The sequence below is a fragment of the Bradyrhizobium guangzhouense genome, assembly GCF_004114955.1.
In the GTDB taxonomy this organism is placed as follows: domain Bacteria; phylum Pseudomonadota; class Alphaproteobacteria; order Rhizobiales; family Xanthobacteraceae; genus Bradyrhizobium; species Bradyrhizobium guangzhouense.
The window spans coordinates 6,514,769-6,531,860 of record NZ_CP030053.1; the positions used below are offsets into that span (position 1 = coordinate 6,514,769).

The 17,092-nt window shown below is 64.0% G+C and carries 14 protein-coding genes; 3 read left to right on the forward strand and 11 right to left on the reverse strand.

What is annotated here, in order from left to right; translation table 11 throughout:
* The first annotated feature begins 82 nt into the window (after nt 1-82).
* Nucleotides 83-3,217: a multidrug efflux RND transporter permease subunit gene (locus tag XH91_RS31075; protein ID WP_128954133.1), complete on the forward strand. Its 3,135-nt coding sequence runs from the start codon at nt 83-85 to the stop codon at nt 3,215-3,217.
* A 12-nt stretch (nt 3,218-3,229) separates the two neighbouring features.
* Here XH91_RS31075 and htpG read toward each other — a convergent pair whose 3' ends face one another.
* The 4 genes from htpG to XH91_RS31095 all read right to left on the reverse strand — a co-directional run bounded on the left by htpG (nt 3,230) and on the right by XH91_RS31095 (nt 7,495).
* Complete coding sequence (htpG, locus tag XH91_RS31080) at nt 3,230-5,104, reverse strand: molecular chaperone HtpG (RefSeq protein ID WP_128954134.1); 1,875 nt, start codon at nt 5,102-5,104, stop codon at nt 3,230-3,232.
* 123 nt (nt 5,105-5,227) lie between these two features.
* Nucleotides 5,228-5,659 carry a hypothetical protein gene (locus XH91_RS31085; protein ID WP_128954135.1) on the reverse strand — a complete coding sequence of 144 codons (432 nt, stop codon included), beginning with the start codon at nt 5,657-5,659 and terminating at the stop codon, nt 5,228-5,230.
* Nucleotides 5,660-5,938: 279 nt separating this feature from the next.
* The gene (locus tag XH91_RS31090) at nt 5,939-6,538 is read right to left on the reverse strand and encodes a nuclear transport factor 2 family protein (RefSeq protein ID WP_128954136.1); all 600 of its coding nucleotides are present in this window, start codon (nt 6,536-6,538) and stop codon (nt 5,939-5,941) included.
* Between the two features lie 150 nt (nt 6,539-6,688).
* Nucleotides 6,689-7,495, reverse strand: coding sequence for a response regulator (locus tag XH91_RS31095; RefSeq protein WP_164933682.1), 807 nt, complete (start codon nt 7,493-7,495; stop codon nt 6,689-6,691).
* Nucleotides 7,496-7,718: 223 nt separating this feature from the next.
* On the opposite strand from XH91_RS31095, the gene XH91_RS31100 reads away from it, so the two are divergent.
* Both XH91_RS31100 and XH91_RS31105 read left to right on the forward strand, forming a co-directional pair.
* Entirely contained in the window at nt 7,719-7,952 is a 234-nt protein-coding gene (locus XH91_RS31100; protein ID WP_164933683.1) for a NepR family anti-sigma factor, read from the forward strand.
* A complete protein-coding gene (locus tag XH91_RS31105; RefSeq protein ID WP_128954138.1) occupies nt 7,952-8,500 on the forward strand; it encodes a sigma-70 family RNA polymerase sigma factor in 549 nt (182 codons plus the stop codon). The genes XH91_RS31100 and XH91_RS31105 overlap by 1 nt, the downstream gene beginning before the upstream one ends.
* A 74-nt stretch (nt 8,501-8,574) precedes the next feature.
* Here the strand turns inward: XH91_RS31105 and XH91_RS31110 are convergent, their stop codons facing one another.
* The 7 genes from XH91_RS31110 to XH91_RS31140 all read right to left on the reverse strand — a co-directional run bounded on the left by XH91_RS31110 (nt 8,575) and on the right by XH91_RS31140 (nt 17,077).
* Nucleotides 8,575-9,273: a nitroreductase gene (locus XH91_RS31110; RefSeq protein ID WP_128954139.1), complete on the reverse strand. Its 699-nt coding sequence runs from the start codon at nt 9,271-9,273 to the stop codon at nt 8,575-8,577.
* 130 nt (nt 9,274-9,403) lie between these two features.
* Nucleotides 9,404-10,648, reverse strand: a complete 1,245-nt coding sequence (locus tag XH91_RS31115) for an acyl-CoA dehydrogenase (protein ID WP_128954140.1) — start codon at nt 10,646-10,648, stop codon at nt 9,404-9,406.
* A 126-nt stretch (nt 10,649-10,774) separates the two neighbouring features.
* Nucleotides 10,775-12,016, reverse strand: a complete 1,242-nt coding sequence (locus XH91_RS31120) for an acyl-CoA dehydrogenase (RefSeq protein ID WP_128954141.1) — start codon at nt 12,014-12,016, stop codon at nt 10,775-10,777.
* Between the two features lie 117 nt (nt 12,017-12,133).
* Nucleotides 12,134-13,261, reverse strand: a complete 1,128-nt coding sequence (locus XH91_RS31125; RefSeq protein ID WP_128954142.1) for an acyl-CoA dehydrogenase family protein — start codon at nt 13,259-13,261, stop codon at nt 12,134-12,136.
* Between the two features lie 143 nt (nt 13,262-13,404).
* Entirely contained in the window at nt 13,405-15,276 is a 1,872-nt protein-coding gene (locus XH91_RS31130; protein WP_128954143.1) for an AMP-binding protein, read from the reverse strand.
* Between the two features lie 43 nt (nt 15,277-15,319).
* A complete protein-coding gene (locus tag XH91_RS31135; protein ID WP_128954144.1) occupies nt 15,320-16,126 on the reverse strand; it encodes an enoyl-CoA hydratase/isomerase family protein in 807 nt (268 codons plus the stop codon).
* 192 nt (nt 16,127-16,318) lie between these two features.
* Nucleotides 16,319-17,077, reverse strand: coding sequence for an SDR family NAD(P)-dependent oxidoreductase (locus XH91_RS31140; protein WP_128954145.1), 759 nt, complete (start codon nt 17,075-17,077; stop codon nt 16,319-16,321).
* Nucleotides 17,078-17,092: the final 15 nt, after the last annotated feature.

Below are 17,092 nucleotides of genomic sequence, written 5' to 3' on the forward strand. Positions count from 1 at the left end.
ACGCACATTCGCGCACGGGCTCTCTCGGGCTCGGCTCCGCCTGGCGCGAGCAGATGCGCTGACCAGTCGATGGTGTCAGGGCATGCAAGAGAGCTTCTCGTCTCCGTTCATCCGCTATCCGATCGGCACCTCGCTGCTGATGGCCGGGATCCTGTTCGTGGGCCTCGTGGCCTACCCTCTGCTGCCGGTTGCACCACTGCCGCAGGTCGACTTTCCGACCATTCAAGTCTCTGCCTCGCTTCCCGGCGGCAGCCCCGAAACCATGGCCTCGTCCGTGGCGCAACCGCTGGAGCGCCAGCTGGCGCAGATTCCCGGCATCACGCAGATGACCTCGACGAGCTCGCTCGGCTCGGCATCGATCACCATCCAGTTCGATCTCAACCGCCTGATCGATGCCGCATCCAACGACGTGCAGGCCGCGATCAACGCGGCGAGCGGTCAATTGCCGAAAAACCTGCCCTCGCCTCCGACCTATCGCAAGGTCAACCCGGCGGACTCGCCGATCATGATCCTGTCGGCGACCTCGGACACGCTTCCGCTCACCACCGTCAGCGATCGCACCGATGCCCAGCTCGCGCAGCAGATCAGCCAGATTCCCGGCGTCGCCCAGGTGTTCGTCGGCGGACAGCAGAAGCCCTCGGTGCGCATCCAGGTCGATCCGGCCAAGCTGGTCGCCAAGGGACTGTCGCTGGAGGACGTGCGCAGCCAGATCGCGATCGCGACCACGGACAGCCCGAAGGGCAGCATCGACGGCACGCACCGCGCCTACACCGTCTATGCCAACGACCAGCTGCTCGAAGCCAGCCAGTGGCAGGACGTCATCGTCGCCTATCGCAACGGCGCGCCGTTGCGGATTCGCGACATCGGCGAAGCGGTGTCCGGGCCCGAGGACATGAAGACCGCGGCCTGGGCCGACGGCAAGCGCGGCGTCTTCCTGGTGATCTTCAAGCAGCCCGGCGCCAACGTCATCGACACGGTCAGCCGCATCAAGCAGAAACTGCCGCGGTTGATCGCGGCGATCCCGCCTGCGATCAAGATCAAGATCATCAGCGACCGCACCATCACGATCCGCGCCGCGGTCGACGACGTCCAGATCACGCTGCTGATCACCATCGTGCTGGTGGTGATGGTGATCTTCGTCTTCCTGCGCAGCTTCTGGGCCACGATCATCCCGAGCATCACCGTGCCGCTGGCCCTGCTCGGGGCCTGCTCGCTGATGTGGGTGTTCGGCTACTCGCTGGACAATCTCTCGCTGATGGCGCTGACCATCGCGGTCGGCTTCGTGGTCGACGACGCCATCGTGATGCTGGAAAACATCACGCGCTATGTCGAGAAGGGCGAGAATCCGGTCACCGCCGCCTACAAGGGCGCGGCCGAGATCGGCTTCACCATCGTCTCCATCAGCATTTCGCTGGTCGCCGTGCTGATCCCGTTGCTGCTGATGGGCGGCATCATCGGCCGGTTGTTCCGCGAATTTGCGGTGACGCTGTCGATGGCGATCTTCGTCTCGCTCGTGGTGTCGCTGACGCTGACGCCGATGATGGCTTCGCGCTTTCTGCGCTCCGATCACGAGGCGCGCGCCGGCCGCTTCTACCAATGGAGCGAGCGGCTGTTCGAACGCCTGCTTGGCGCCTATGAGCGCGGGCTCGACCTCGCGCTGCGGCACAGCCTCATCACGCTCTGCGTCTTTTTCGGCACAGTCGCGCTGTCTGCCCTGCTGTTCATCCTGATCCCGAAAGGCTTCTTCCCGCAGCAGGACAACGGCTTCCTCACCGCGGTGTCGGAGATGCCGCAGGACATCTCCTTCGCCGAGATGAAGCGGCGACAGGAGGAACTCAATGCCATCGTGCAGGCAGACCCTGCCGTCGATTCCATCGCGATGTTCATCGGCGGGGGCGGCACGGCGCTGAATTCGGGGCGCATGTACGTCACGCTGAAACCGATCGGGGAGCGCAATGCCAATGCGCAGCAGATCATCGCGCGGCTGCGACCACGGCTCGCCAAGGTCGAGGGCGCGCGCCTCTATATGCAGGCCTCGCAGGACGTCCGGCTCGGCGGTCGCGCCACCCGCACCCAGTTCGAATTCACGCTCCAGGACGCCAATCTTGCCGAGCTGGACACGTGGGCGCCGAAGATCCTGTCGGACATGAGAGGCCTGCCGGAGCTTCGCGACGTCGCCACCGACCAGCAGACCGAGGGCACGACGCTGCAGCTCACGATCAATCGCGACACCGCCGCCCGCTACGGCATCCAGCCGCAGCTGATCGACGACACGCTCTACGACGCTTTCGGCCAGCGCCAGGTGACCCAATATTTCACGCAGACCAACAGCTATCACGTGGTGCTCGAGATCACCCCCGCGCTGCAGGGTAAGCTCGACACGCTCGACAAGCTCTACATCAAGTCGCCGTTGACCGGCGACGAAGTCCCGCTCTCGGTCATCTGCCGCTGGAACAACGACCCGGTGCGCCCGCTCGCGATCGCGCATCAGAGTCAGTTTCCGGCGGTAACGATCAGCTTCAACCTGGCCGAGGGCGTTGCACTCGGGCAGGCGACCGCAGCCGTGATGCGCGCGGTCAGCGAGATGGGCGCGCCGCCGACGCTGTCAATGAGCTTCCAGGGGACCGCGCAGGCATTCCAGCAGTCGCTCGGCACCGTACCGATGCTGATCCTTGCCGCGCTCGTCGTGGTCTATCTGGTGTTGGGGGTGCTGTACGAGAGCTACATTCATCCGCTGACCATCCTGTCCACGCTGCCGTCCGCCGGCGTCGGCGCAATTGCGATCCTGATGATCTTCGGCTTCGACTTCAGCCTGATCGCCTTGATCGGGGTCATCCTCCTGATCGGCATCGTCAAGAAGAACGGCATCATGATGGTGGACTTCGCCATCGCTGCCGAGCGCGAGCAGCATCTGACGCCGGAGCAATCGATCCGCCAGGCCGCGCTGTTGCGCTTCCGGCCGATCATGATGACGACGATGGCGGCACTGCTCGGCGGCGTTCCCCTGATGCTCGGGACCGGCACGGGCGCCGAAATCCGCCAGCCGCTGGGCTACGCCATGGTCGGCGGCCTCGTCGTCAGCCAGGCGCTGACCTTGTTCACGACGCCCGTCGTCTATCTCTATCTCGACCGCTTCTCCAACACGCTGTCACGCTGGATGGAGAAGAAGCCGGAGGCGGAGGTCGAGTTGGAAGAGCAAAAGGACGCGGCGGAGTGAGCTGTACTCGCCTCAGCCCAGCCCCTGCAGCACCAGCCGGTTCAGCCTCGCCGCAAACGCGGCCGGATCCTCCGGCAGCTCGCCATCCAGGATCTGCGCCTGCTCGAGCAGGAGCAGGCTGAGGTCGTCGACCGTCGTCGAGCCGGCCTGGGCCCTGGTGATCGCCGTCACCATCGGGTGGCGGAGATTGATCTCCAGGATCGGCCTGGTGCGCATGCCGCGGTTCTGCTGCGCCAGAATGCGCTCGAGTTCGCGGCTCGGGCCCTGGCTGTCAGCGACGAGGCAGGAGGCGGAGCTGGTGAGGCGGGTCGAGGCCTTGACGTCGCTGACGCGTTCGCCGAGCGCCGCCTTGATCACCGCGATGGTGGCGGCCTCGTCTGCGGCGGGCTCGTCCTTCTTCGCCTCCTCCTTGTCGTCGACGCGCGGGATCAGGTCGAGATTGAGATCGCCCTGGCTCAGCGACTTCAGCGGCTTGCCCTCGAACTCCGATGGCATCGATGTCCAGAAGGCATCGACCGGATCGGACAGCAGCAGCACCTCGATGCCGCGCGCCGCTGCGGCTTCCAGCCGCGGACTTGACTTGAGCCGCTCGATGCTGTCGCCGACGAGATAGTAGATCTCGGTCTGGTTGGGCTTGAAGTCGGCGACGACGTCCTTGAGCGCGCGCTTCTCGCCTGATGTGGTGGTGAAGCGCGACAGCGCGAGCAGCTTTTCGCGGCGCTCGAAATCCTCGTAGATGCCCTCCTTCAGCACAGCGCCGAAAGCGTCCCAGATCTTTGCGAAGTTTTCAGCGTCCTTTTCGGCGAGGCTTTCGAGCTCGTTGACGACGCGGGTCGCCACCGCTTTCCGGATCTGCGCCAGCTGCGGATTGTTCTGCAGCATCTCGCGCGAGATGTTGAGCGGGAGATCCTCGCTGTCGACGACGCCGCGGATGAAGCGGAGATAGCCCGGCAAGAGGTCGGCATCGTCAGTGATGAAGACGCGGCGGACATAGAGCTTGACGCGGCCCTTGCGGTTCGGCTCGAACAGGTCGAATGGCTTGGTAGAGGGCGCAAACAGCAGCACGGCGTAGGAGTAACGGCCCTCCGCGCGGTAATGCAGCGTCATGGCGGGGTCGTCGAAGGCGGAGGCGATCTGCTGATACGCCTTCTTGTAGTCCTCGGGCGTCAGCTCCGATTTCGAGCGCTGCCACAGCGCGCTCGCCGAATTGATCTGGCGCGGCTCGCCCTCTTCGGGCACCAGCTCGATGGGGAAGAGAATATTGTCGGAATAGGCGCTGACGATGCGCTCGATCTCGTATGTCTCGAGATATTTCCTGGCGTCGTCCTTCAGGTGCAGGACGATCTCGGTGCCGCGGGTTACGCGCCCCGCCTCCTCGTCGCTCGCCCGCGCGATCTCGAAGCCGGAGCCTCCCGACGACGTCCAGGTCCAGACGTCGCTTTCGCCGGCGCGGCGGCTGATCACGACGATCTTCTCGGCAACCATGAAGGCGGAATAGAAGCCGACGCCGAACTGGCCGATCAGGCCGAGACCGTCCTTGGCTTCCTTCAGCTTCGACACGAAGGCCTTGGTGCCGGAGCGGGCAATGGTGCCGAGATGGTCGATCAGCTCCTGCCGCTCCATGCCGATGCCGTTGTCGACGATGGCAAGCGTCCCCGCGGTTTTGTTCGGGATGATGCGGATCTTGAGCGCGTCGCCCTCGCCCAGCAGCGCCGGATTGGCGATCGCCTCGTAGCGCAGCTTGTCGCAGGCATCCGAGGCGTTGGAGACCAGCTCGCGCAGGAAGATGTCGGTCTCTGAATAGACGGAATGCACCATCAGGTGCAGCAGCTCGGAAACCTCGGCTTGGAAAGGCTGCGTATGCGTGGCCGTATCGGACGTCGTCATGCGTTTACCCGGTCAATCAGAAATGGAGAAAGCCGGGATATAGCGCGCTGGGATAGGGGATCAAGTGGATGCGCAAAGCCGCCCTCCGGACAGGAGGACGTTTTTGCGCGGGGGCGGGGTCGATCAGGTCACGCAGCGGCCGGGCTGCAGCAGCTTGGCGACCTCGGTCAGGGAGCTGACCATCGGCTCGCAGGCGATGGTCGGCTTGCGGCCCGGCTTCAGCAGCGTCGGAGCCGGCTTGGCGTTGCCGGTCTCGATCACGGCGGGGACGCGCAACAACACCGACGTATCGGGCAGGTCGTTCAGCCGCATCGAGACGGTACGGGTCGGAACCGCCGCCGGCTTCAGGTCGGCGAGCCGGTCGGACTTGCTGGCACGGTTGACGCCATGACTGGCGCGATCAAGGCCCGACGCTTTGCCGGCCTGGCCAGCGATCGCTTCCCAGCGGACGGCCAGATCGTCACCGGAGGTCAGTTGCACGGCGCCAACTTGGACGGCGCCCAGCGTCGCGACGAGCGCGACGGCACCAAACAATACCTTTTGAATCTGTGACATGGCTATCGGTCCCTCGCCCCATGGCGATCGCGGGAACAACGCGACGGGAGGACCGGAGTTTCCCAGAGGTTAAGATCACTTAACCGTGTGCCAAATTCACGCCAGACCGCACAAAAAACCGCTCAAAAAATTTTGCCACCATCTGGAACGACTCTCGCGCCCGCGAGTCGTCTCAACAGCCGGCTATTCCCCCCTGCCCCATAAGCCGGCGACGTAGGGCGCGACTGTGGTGATGCCAGTCGCGCCTTACTTTTGTCTGGGGGTCACTTTGCCCGCTCACTATTCGGCCTTCCCCGCCAGCCAATCCCGCCCCTCGCCATAGAGCTTCTCGACCTCAGGGCCGATCAGGCCCGGCATGTCGCGCTTGACCTTGTAGCCGATCAATTCCTGCATGTAGGCGAGGTGGCGGTAGCCCTCTGGCAGTGCGGCGAGTGCCTGCTGGTCGAGGCGAAGCTCTGCGGCCGGATCGACCGGATCGATCCGGTCCTTCTCGTAGATCGGCTGGCGGCGGACGATGCCCCACCGGCCCTTTCGCTTCTCCAGGAAATCGTAGAAACGCCCGGTGCAGACGACATCGCAGAGCACGTCGTGCACCGTGGCCCGTTGCGAGATCGTCATCTTGGTTTGCGCAATGGCCCGCTCGCCCGAAAGGTCGATGCTGCAGCCTCCGAGGAAGTGCAGGATGCGGACACCCCTGGCAAAGCCCTCCTGGCTGACCCGCATGAAATCCCGCGCGGGTCCCTGAAACCAGGTCGCCGACATCCAGCCTTCCTCGTGCCAGACGGTGGCAAAACGCTCCCAATCGCCGGCATCGCGCCACACCGCCCAATTCTCGACGAGGTCGCGGATGGCGAGGCGGTCGAGGCGTTGCTGGTCCATGGGTACGTCTCCGATTGGCGGAATGCACGAGGTATGAGCGGCGAATTCGACAGCCGTCAAGCAGGCACGAAAAATCCGGCGTGCCTCGCAGCACGCCGGATCGGGTCTTCATCGCCAGATGGCTGGCTTGCCTACGCCGCCGGTGCCTCGTTAGGCCGCGGGCGCTTTGGGCGCGCGGTTGCGCGAGTTGCGCTGGAAGAACAGCGCCTGGCTCGCCACCGCCGACACCATCGCGGGCTGGAACGGTTTTGAGATCAGGAACGCCGGCTCGGGACGTTCGCCGGTGAGGAAACGCTCGGGATAGGCGGTGATAAACACCACCGGCACTTCGAAGGTGCGCAGCAATTCGTTGACGGCGTCCAGGCCCGACGAGCCGTCGGCGAGCTGGATATCGGCGAGGATGAGGCCGGGCCGCTTGTTCTTGGCCAGCGCCACGGCATCGGCATGGGTACGCGCGACGCCGACGACATTGTGGCCGAGATTCTTGACCAGGCTCTCGAGGTCCATGGCGATGAAGGTCTCGTCCTCGATGATCAGCACGTCGGTGGCGATCTCCGCCGCCATCTCGCGACCGGCGGCATCGGCCAGCCGGCGCGTCTCGGCAACGTCGGTGCCGAGGACGAAGGCGACTTCCTCCTCCGAAAACCCTTCGAGCGAGAGCAGCAGGAAGGCCTGACGCGGCAGCGGCGTGATGTTGGACAGCCGGCGTTCCGGCGGCATCGGCAGCGTCGCCACCTCGGCATCGTCGTTGACAGAAACCGAATTCCAGATCTGGGTGAACAGCCGGAACAAGCCGGCGCGCGGCCCATGGCTCTCGTCGAGCACGCTGGGATCTCCAAGCATGGCTTCCAACATGGCTGCGACATAGGCATCGCCGGAGGCCTGGCTGCCCGTCAGGGCGCGCGCATACCGGCGCAACAACGGCAAGTGTTCAGCAACGAGCTGTGAACGGGACATCCCCACTCCATTCATCATCGGGCCAACCTTGAAGAAACCAGGCAATACGAGGGGAGGCCCGGGTTCCCCTGCTGGGACTGATTACGCCTCAGCATAAGAAAAGTTCCCCTGGGCTGGGAACTTTTTGTCGAACGTGGAATTGAACTCGTCCAGGGAACGGCTCCCGGTTGAGAAAACTTCTCTATTTTGCAGTCACTTAACTCGGGGAAACGTGGAACAGGTCATGAAAGATCTCAAGTCTCAAGCCAGCAAAAGCACGACCCCCGGCAAGGGAGGCCTCACTCCGGAGATCCAATCCCGGATCGGGCATCAACTGCGCGCGATGTATGACGATGTCGTGCGGCAGGGGGTTCCGGACCGGTTCGCGGAGCTCATCAAGAAACTCGATGCGCCGGGAAGTGGATCCCAAAACGAGAATGGGGCTGGGGGCTCCAACGACAACAATGGGAGGGACTAATGCCTCTCACAAACTCCCTGCGTGACGACATTCTGGCGGCCGTGCCAAGCCTGCGCGCGTTCGCCATATCGCTCAGCGGCAATGCCGACCGCGCCGACGATCTGGTGCAGGAGACGCTGCTCCGCGCGCTCGCCAACATCGACTCGTTCCAGCCCGGCTCCAATCTGCCGGCGTGGCTGTTCACGATCCTGCGCAACCTGTTCCGCTCCGACTATCGCAAGCGGCGGCGTGAGGTCGAGGATGCCGAGGGCAACTATGCCAAGACGCTGAAGACGCAGCCTTCGCAGAACGCCCATCTCGAGTTCGAGGAGTTTCGCACCGCGCTCGAGAAGCTTCCGCAAGACCAGCGCGAGGCGCTGATCCTTGTCGGTGCCTCCGGCTTCTCTTATGAGGACGCGGCCTCGATCTGCGGCTGTGCCGTCGGCACTATCAAGAGCCGCGTCAACCGCGCGCGTTCGAAGCTCGCCGCGCTGCTCTATGTCGACGGCGCCGAGGATTTCGGACCCGACGAGACCGTGCGGGCGGTGATCGGCGGCAGCGGCGGATAGCAGAGGCCGTCCATCGGATCCAGACGACAGCTATGAAGGCGGCCGTCCACGCGGCCGTCTTCACGCGTGCCCGATCACTCCTCGACGAAGGTGACGGTGTCGGCGACCGATGCGCGCGAGGTGCGGTAACTGTTGACCTTGTGCGCATGGTCGGCATAGCCGAACGAAATGCCGCAGACGACGCGGCGGTCGTCAGCCAGGTTGAAGTGGCGACGGATCAGGCCGGAATGGCGCGCCAGTGCGGCCTGCGGAATCGTGCCGAGCCCGAGCGCTTGCGCAGCAAGCATGAAGTTCGAGACATAGGCCCCGCAGTCGATCGCACCGTAGATGCCGAGCGGCTCGTTGGTGTGGATGATCGCCACATGCGGCGCGCCGAAGAAATTGTAGTTCTCCAGCGCCTGCCTGGCGTAGCCCATCTTGTCGCCGCGCGGGATGCCGAGCGTATTGTAGAGCTGAAAGCCGCTCTCGCGGCGGCGCTCGAGATAGACGCCGACATATTCGCGCGGCGGCGTGAAATCGTAATCGTCGCCAAGGCCGCCCGAGGCCTCCTTGTAGATCAGCTGGCGGAAGCGCTCCTTCGCCTCGCCGCTGGCGATGATCACCTGCCAGGGCTGGCTGTTGCACCAGGACGCGGTGCGCTGTGCCGTCGTCAGCACATGCTCGATGGTGGCGCGATCGACGTCCTTGGGCAGGAAGGCACGCACGGAGTAGCGCTCGTTGAGGAGCTCTTCGAGCACGCCGATGCGGTCGGCTTGGTTGACTTTTGCGTCCATGAATCGGCTCGCGTTGCCCCTTCGTAGGGTGGGTTAGCCGAAGGCGTAACCCACCACTTCTGTTTCCGCGGAAGCAAAAGAGGTGGGTTACGCTTCGCTAACCCACCCTACGATTCCACGATTGAAGTTGTCACCGTCCCTTGGTCGGGATCTTGTTATACGGCACATCCTTGTCGACGCGGATATCGCCAGGCAATCCGAGCACGCGCTCGGCGATGATGTTGCGCAGGATCTCGTCGGTGCCGCCGGCGATGCGCATCGAGGGTGAGGACAGCAGCATCTGCTGGAACTGACCGTGCACCGTCTCTTCGTCGCTGCCGGTGAGAACACCGGCCCCGCCCTGGAGGTCCATGGCATAGGTCGCGATGTCCTGCAGCATCATGCCCGAGACGAGCTTGCCGATGGAGTTTTCCGGCCCCGGCCGCTCGCCCTTCGACAGCGCGGAGATCGCGCGGTAGCTGGTGTATTTCAGCCCGCTCGACTTCACCGCCCAGCTCGCAAGCTTTGAGCGCACAGCGGGATCGTCGATCGCAAGCCCGTCCTCCAGCATCAGGTTCGAGCAGAACTCGAACATCTCAGGCACCCCGGTCGCAAGCCGCGCGCCGATCGACATGCGCTCGTTCATCAACGTCGTCAGCGACACGCTCCAGCCCTCGCCGACCGCCCCCAATCGCTGGCTGTCGGGGATGACGACATCGGTGAAATAGACCTCGTTGAACTCCTGCATGCCGTTGGCCTGCCTGATCGGCCGCACCTCGACACCTGGGCTCTTCATGTCGAGGAAGAACATGGTGAGACCCTTGTGCTTCGGCACATTGGGATCGGTACGGGCGATCAACAAGCCATAGTCGGAATAATGCGCGCCCGAGGTCCAGATCTTCTGGCCGTTGACCACCCAATTGTCGCCCTTCTTCTCCGCGCGCGTGCGCAGGCCCGCGACATCGGAGCCGGCGGACGGCTCGGAGAACAGCTGACACCAGATCTCCTCGCCCGAAGCAAGCTTCGGCAAATAGCGGCGCTTGGCGTCCTCGCTGCCCCAGGCCATTACGGTCGGGCCGCACATGCCCTCGCCGATCTGGAACGGCTGTGTCAGCTTGCCGTAGACGCCCTCTTCCTGCTGCCAGATCACGCGCTCGATCGGCGTGGCGCCGCGGCCGCCATATTCCTTCGGCCAGTGCAGGCAGGCCCAGCCGCCCTCGGCCTTCTTCTTCTGCCAGGCCTTGCCGACCTCGACCATGTCGTGCTTGGCGAGCCTGATGCGGCCGAGCGAGGATTTTGACAGCTCGGCCTCGAACTCCTTCGGCGCATTGGCGGCGATCCATTTGCGCGCGGTCTCGCGGAACGCGGCTTCCTGCGGGGTGTCGTCGAAATTCATGGCGGACCTCTCAATCCTTGCTCGGTGCGTAGGGGGGTTAGCCGAAGGCGTAACCCACCACTCTGTTGAGCGTCGTTGCAGCCAAAGGGCGGGTTACGCTTCGCTAACCCGCCCTACGATTCGAACTCATCTTCCCTTGGTCGGGATCTTGTTGAACGGCACGTCCTTGTCGACCCTGATGTCACCGGGCAGGCCCAGCACCCGCTCGGCGATGATGTTGCGCATGATCTCGTCGGTGCCGCCCTCGACGCGGGTCCCGGGCGCACGCAGCAGCATGGCCTGGAAGCGGCCGGCAAGCTCGGCATCCTCACCGCTGACGACGCCGCTCGCGCCCTGCAGGTCAAGCGCGTATGTCGCAACGTCCTGGATCATCGAGCCTGCGACCAGCTTGCCGATGGAATTTTCCGGCCCCGGACGCTCGCCCTTCGACAGCGCCGAGATCGCGCGCATGCTGGTGTATTTCAGCCCGCTCGCCTTCACCGCCCAGTTGGCCAGCTTCGAGCGCACCGCGCGATCCTCGATCGCGGGGCCGTCGTCGAGCATCAGGCTGGAACAATATTCGAACAATTCATGGAAACCGGTCGAGACGGCCGCACCGATCGCGCTGCGCTCGTTCATCAGCGTGGTCAGCGAAACGTTCCAGCCGTCGCCGACCTCGCCCAGGCGCTGATGGTCGGGAATGCGGACATTGGTGAAATAGACCTCGTTGAAGTCGGAAGCGCCGCTCGCCTGCTTGATCGGCCTGACCTCGACGCCCGGGCTCTTCATGTCCAGGAAGAACATGGTGAGACCCTTGTGCTTGGGCACGGTGGGATCGGTGCGGGTCAGCAAGATCCCGTAGTCGGAATAGTGCGCGCCCGAGGTCCAGATCTTCTGGCCATTGATGACCCAGTCGTCACCATCCTTCTCGGCACGCGTGCGCAGGCCCGCGACGTCGGAGCCACCGGCCGGCTCGGAGAACAGCTGGCACCAGACCTTCTCACCTGATGCGAGCGGCGGCAGATAGGTGCGCTTATGCTCCTCGCGCGCGAATGCCATCATGGTTGGCCCGCACATACCATGGCCGATGATGAACATGCGCGACAGTTGGCCGAACGGCCCTTCTTCCTGCGACCAGATCACGCGCTCGATCGGCGACGAACCGCGGCCGCCATATTCCTTCGGCCAGTGCAAGCAGGCCCAGCCGGCATCGGCCTTCTTCTTCTGCCAGGCCTTGGCGACCTCCAGAATATTCGCGTTCTTGAGCACGGTGCGGCCGAGCGAGGATTTGCGCAGATCCTCCTCATATTGCTTCGGTGCATTGGCGCCGATCCAGGCGCGCGCGATGGCGCGGAATTCGGCTTCCTGCGGAGTGTCGTCGAAGTTCATGGTGGTTCTCTGTTGTCCGTAGGGTGGATTAGCCGAAGGCGCAATCCACCTCTTTAGCTTTCCTCGTCGACAGAAGCGGTGGATTACGCTTCGCTAATCCACCCTACTCACCTGCCATTACGCCGCGTTCTTCTTGCGCATACGATCGATCAGTTGGTCTTCCCAATAGGACAGGCTGCCGAGACCGAGCGCCATGGCGTTGGCGCGGCGGTAGTACATGTGGCAGTCGAACTCCCAGGTGAAGCCCATGCCGCCGTGAACCTGGATGTTGTTCTTAGCGCAGTGCTGGAACGCCTGCGTCGCACTGATGCGCGCGGCCGCAGCCGCTTCCGGCAGCTCGGCGGCGTTGGTCGAGAGCGCCCAGGCGCCATAATAGCTGTTGGAGCGCGCCAGCGTCGCCGACACATACATATCGGCCAGCATGTGCTTGATCGCCTGAAACGAGCCGATCTGGCGACCGAACGCAATGCGATCGAGCGCGTAGTCGCGGCCCATCTCCAGCGCGCGATCGGAGCCGCCGACCTGCTCGAAGGCGCAGAGCACCGCGGCGCGGTCGAGCACCTGGGTCAAAATGCTCCAGCCCTCGCCGGCCGCGCCGAGCGGCTCGGCCTTGGCATCCTTGAAAGTGATCTCGGCCTGACCACGAGTCGGATCGAGATTCGTCAGGCTCTTGATCTCGACGCCACCAGCCTTGAGATCGACCAGGAACAGCGAGATGTCGCTGTCGCGTCCGCTCGAACCGTTGCGCGCTGCCACCACCGCGAAGTCGGCGATGGCGCCGTCGGCCACCGGCTTCTTGATGCCGTTGAGCACGCCGTTTGCAGCCGTGAGCTTGACGTTCTTCGGCGCCGGATTGCCCTTGCCCTCGAACAGCGCCAGCGTGCCGATCGCCTCGCCCGAGGCGATCGCCGGCAGCCATTTCTTCTTCTGCGCCTCGCTTCCGGCGATCAGCAGCGCTTCAGCCGCGAGATACACCGTCGAGGAGAACGGCACCGGCGCGTTGGCGCGGCCCATCTCCTCCGCGATCACGCAGAGCTCGAGATGGCCGGCACCGGCGCCACCGAATTCTTCCGGAATCGCGACACCGAGAAAGCCCATCTCCGCGAGGCCCTTCCAGAGGTCCTTGTCGTACGGCGCCTTGCCGTCGAGCACCACGCGCACGGCTTTGGGTGAGCACTTCTCGGCGAGGAATTTGCGCGCCTGATCGCGGAGCTGCTTCTGGTCGTCGGAGAAATCGAAGTTCATGGCGGCTTACCTTTTTCAAACTGTCATTCCGGGGCGCGACGAAGTCGCGAGCCCGGAATCCATTTCGCCGCGCCTATGCGGCCCGATGGATTCCGGGTTCGCGCTGCGCGCGCCGCGGAATGACGATTGGAGAGAGTCTTGATTCATCGCAGCACGATCACAGCCTGATCCGGCTCGTCCGCATAGAGCCGCTCGACCAAGGCAGCGCGGCGCTCGAGGCCGGCGCGCTGGTTGATGTAGCCCTTGTCGGTGAGCTCATTGCCGTCGATCGAAGGCGGCTCGGCCATCAGCATCGCGCGGACGATGATGCGGCTGCTGGCGCCTTCGCACTCCTTGTTGTGCGTCTCGAGACCGCGCTTGAAGCAGGCGATCACCTCGGCGTGCTTCACCGCATCCTCGAAGCTGAGATCGGGATTGCCGACGAGCTGGCGGCAGGCATGCAGGTTGGGCCAGGCAAGGAGCCCGATGAAAGCGCGATCCTGCCCGGCGACCAGAGCGTCGTGCACGACAGGCGTCGCGGCAGCGATCGCGTCGGTGCGGAGCGAACCGACATGAACGAACGTGCCGGTGGTGAGCTTGAAGTCTTCGACCACGCGACCGGCGAAGATGATGCCCTTCACCGGGTCCGTATCGTCGACAAAAATGCCGGCATCGCCGATGCAATAAAAACCCTCTTCATCGAACATCTTCTTCGTCAGCTCCGGCTGGCCCAAATAGCCGGGCGTGACGTTGACGCCGCGCAAGCGCAATTCGTATTTCGAGCCGCACGGCACCATCTTCAATTCGACGCCTGGGAACGGCAGACCGATCAGGCCGACGCGCTCGGTATCCCAATAGGTGCCGGTCGAAGTCGGCGCGGTCTCGGTCGAGCCCCAACCGGTGTAGAACACGATGCGTTCGCCGGTGGTCTTCACGGCGAGCGCCTGCATGCGGTCGTAGAGATCGTCGGGCAAGCGCGCGCCGCCATAGGCCATGATCGAGAGATTCTTGAAGAAGGAACGGCACAGCGCATCGTCCTTCTCCATCGCCGCCGCCAGCGCAGCATAGCCGGCCGGCACGTTGGCGTAATAGGTCGGCGAGATCTCGCGCAGATTTTTGATGGTCTCTTCGAGCTGACCCGGCATCGGCCGGCCGTCGTCGATATAAAGCGTACCGCCGTCCACCAGCACCGGATGGAAAGCGGCATTGCCGCCCATGGTGTGATTCCAGGGCATCCAGTCGAGCACCGTGGCAAGCGGACCGCCGGCCGTGCGCGGCCGCACCTGCATCATCATCGCCGCGTTGGCGCACATCATCTCTTGGGTGTTGATGACGGCCTTGGGCATGCCGGTCGAGCCCGACGTGAACAGCAGCTTGCCGACGGTGTCGGGGGTGATTTTTGCGATCGACGCATCGACATCGGCCGTTACGGGCGTTGCGGTAAGCTCGGAATAGCTGACGCTCTTGATGCCCTCGCAGGGCCGGGCGACGTGAACGACGGTGACGCCGGTGAGATCGAGCGCTTTCAGCGCCTTTTCGAAGGTCGGGCCGTCCTGTACCATCACCACGGCCGGCTTGATCAGGTCGAAAAGATACTTCAGCTTGACGTGATCATGGCTCATCAGCGAGTAGGCCGGCGATACCGGAGCAGCGGGGAGGCGCGCCTGCATCGCAGCCTGCGTCATCAACGCGTGCTCGATCGAATTGCCTGATAGGATCGCGACTGGACGGCCGTCCAGCTCGAGATTCAGCAGCGCTTGCGTCAGCGCATCAACCGTGCGCTTGGCTTCGCCATAGGACACCTTGCGCCATTCGCGGTTGGGACCGCCGCGCTGCGCGAGCCAGATCCGTTCGGGCGCTTCCCTCGCCCATTTCGCCAAGGAGGCCGGAAGATGCTTTTCGTAAGGCTGCAGCGGAATGCGCGACTTCAGCACCACCGTGCCGTCGGCGCGCCGCTCGACATCGATGTCGCGCGCCAGCCACTCGACCTTGCGAAAGGCGGGCTTCGCCATCACCGCCGCCGCGCTTCCACTCATTTTGCGTCTCCCGGAATTATTGTCCTTTGCGGATCTTCGTTGTTCAGCGCTTGATATAGACAGGCTTTCGCTTCTCAAGGAAGGCCCTGATGCCTTCCGAAAACTCTTCTGAGCGACTGCACAGGACCTGGTTGCGGTCCTCCATCGCGATCACAGCTTCCAGCGATCCCGCATCGACGCTCATGTTGAGACATTCCTTTGACAGGCGCAGCCCCACGGGGGAGGCCGTCATCATCGCATCGATGTAAGGCTCGGCGGCCGCGTCGAGCTTGTCCTCGTCGACGACCTCCGAGACGAGACCGACCGCAAGCGCGCGTTCGGCGCCGATGAAGCGTCCCGTGAGGATCAGCTCTGAGGCCACCGAGACGCCGACGAGTCGCGGCAGAAAGTAGCTGGTGCCGATGTCGCAGCCGCCAAGGCCGAGCTTGATGAAAGCGCAATTCATCCGCGCCGACTTCGTGGCGATACGAATATCGGAGGCGAGCGCCAGCGCGAAGCCGCCGCCGGCGGCCGCGCCCTGCACCAGCGACAGGATTGGCTGCGGACAGCGCCGCATCAGCATCACGATGTCGGCGATGCGGCGTTGCGAGTCCAGCGATTCCGTGACACCAGGCGGCTCCTGCTGCCCGGCGCGTCGCGCCATCGCCGCCTTCAGATCGAGGCCGGCGCAAAAATTCTTGCCGGCGCCCTTCAACACGACAACGCGTGTGTCGCGGTTGCGCTGGAGTCCCTGGAAATAAACGTTGAGCGCATCGATCAGCGCCGGATCGAGCGCATTAAGGTGTTCGGGACGATTGAGCGTCACCCGGTCGACGCCGTCGTCATGCTCGATCAGCAGCGGTTGGGACATGCGCGACTTTCCTTCATCCGCAACGATGGTGCCGATTGCTGCGCCCTCTCCCCTTGTGGGAGAGGGCATGAACGTCGCTGGCCGCGCATTCGCTTGGGTGAGGGGTCTGCCTCCGCAGATGAGATCGCGGAGAGAACCCCTCATCCGGCGCTTCGCGCCACCTTCTCCCGCAAGGGGAGAAGGGAAGCGGAGCTACCGCGGCGCCATACGGATGGCGCCGTCGAGGCGGATGGTCTCACCGTTCAGCATCGCGTTCTCGACGATGTGCACGGCGAGCGCGCCGTATTCCTTGGCATCGCCGAGGCGCGAGGGATGCGGCACCTGGGCGCCCAAGCTCTTGCGGGCTTCCTCATTCAGACCCATCAGCAGCGGCGTGAAGAACAGGCCGGGCGCGATGGTGTTGACGCGGATCTTCTGGCTTGCGAGGTCGCGCGCGGCAGGAAGCGTCAGGCCGACGACGCCGCCCTTCGAGGCCGAATAGGCGATCTGGCCGATCTGGCCCTCATAGGCGGCCACCGAGGCGGTGTTGATGATGACGCCGCGCTCTTCACCAACAGGCTCGATGGTAACGAGACGCTCGGCGAACAGACGCAGGCAGTTGAACGTGCCGATCAGATTGACGTTGATGATGCGTGCGAACTTTTCCAGCGGGTAGACGCCATCACGGCCGACGATGCGTTGCGAGCCGCCGATGCCGGCGCAGTTCATCAGCACGCGGGCAACGCCATGCGCGGCTTCCGCCTTGGCGATCGCGGCCTTGATCTGCTCCTCGCTGGTGACGTCGGCATGCAGCGCGACGCCCTTCACCTCGGCAGCGACCTTCTCGGCGTTCTCCTTGTTCTGATCAATCACGCCGATCTTGGCGCCCTTGGCCGCCATGGCGCGTGCGGTCGCTTCGCCGAGACCCGAACCACCGCCGGTGATGAGAACGGCTACATCTTTCAATTCCATTGCTGGTACCTTTCC

Bases quoted from the DNA above. Each gene is read 5' to 3' on its own strand.
- XH91_RS31075 (WP_128954133.1), top strand. From the start codon at position 83: ATGCAAGAGAGCTTCTCGTCTCCGTTCATCCGCTATCCGATCGGCACC.
- htpG (WP_128954134.1), bottom strand. From the start codon at position 5,104: ATGACGACGTCCGATACGGCCACGCATACGCAGCCTTTCCAAGCCGAG.
- XH91_RS31085 (WP_128954135.1), bottom strand. From the start codon at position 5,659: ATGTCACAGATTCAAAAGGTATTGTTTGGTGCCGTCGCGCTCGTCGCG.
- XH91_RS31090 (WP_128954136.1), bottom strand. From the start codon at position 6,538: ATGGACCAGCAACGCCTCGACCGCCTCGCCATCCGCGACCTCGTCGAG.
- XH91_RS31095 (WP_164933682.1), bottom strand. From the start codon at position 7,495: ATGTCCCGTTCACAGCTCGTTGCTGAACACTTGCCGTTGTTGCGCCGG.
- XH91_RS31100 (WP_164933683.1), top strand. From the start codon at position 7,719: ATGAAAGATCTCAAGTCTCAAGCCAGCAAAAGCACGACCCCCGGCAAG.
- XH91_RS31105 (WP_128954138.1), top strand. From the start codon at position 7,952: ATGCCTCTCACAAACTCCCTGCGTGACGACATTCTGGCGGCCGTGCCA.
- XH91_RS31110 (WP_128954139.1), bottom strand. From the start codon at position 9,273: ATGGACGCAAAAGTCAACCAAGCCGACCGCATCGGCGTGCTCGAAGAG.
- XH91_RS31115 (WP_128954140.1), bottom strand. From the start codon at position 10,648: ATGAATTTCGACGACACCCCGCAGGAAGCCGCGTTCCGCGAGACCGCG.
- XH91_RS31120 (WP_128954141.1), bottom strand. From the start codon at position 12,016: ATGAACTTCGACGACACTCCGCAGGAAGCCGAATTCCGCGCCATCGCG.
- XH91_RS31125 (WP_128954142.1), bottom strand. From the start codon at position 13,261: ATGAACTTCGATTTCTCCGACGACCAGAAGCAGCTCCGCGATCAGGCG.
- XH91_RS31130 (WP_128954143.1), bottom strand. From the start codon at position 15,276: ATGAGTGGAAGCGCGGCGGCGGTGATGGCGAAGCCCGCCTTTCGCAAG.
- XH91_RS31135 (WP_128954144.1), bottom strand. From the start codon at position 16,126: ATGTCCCAACCGCTGCTGATCGAGCATGACGACGGCGTCGACCGGGTG.
- XH91_RS31140 (WP_128954145.1), bottom strand. From the start codon at position 17,077: ATGGAATTGAAAGATGTAGCCGTTCTCATCACCGGCGGTGGTTCGGGT.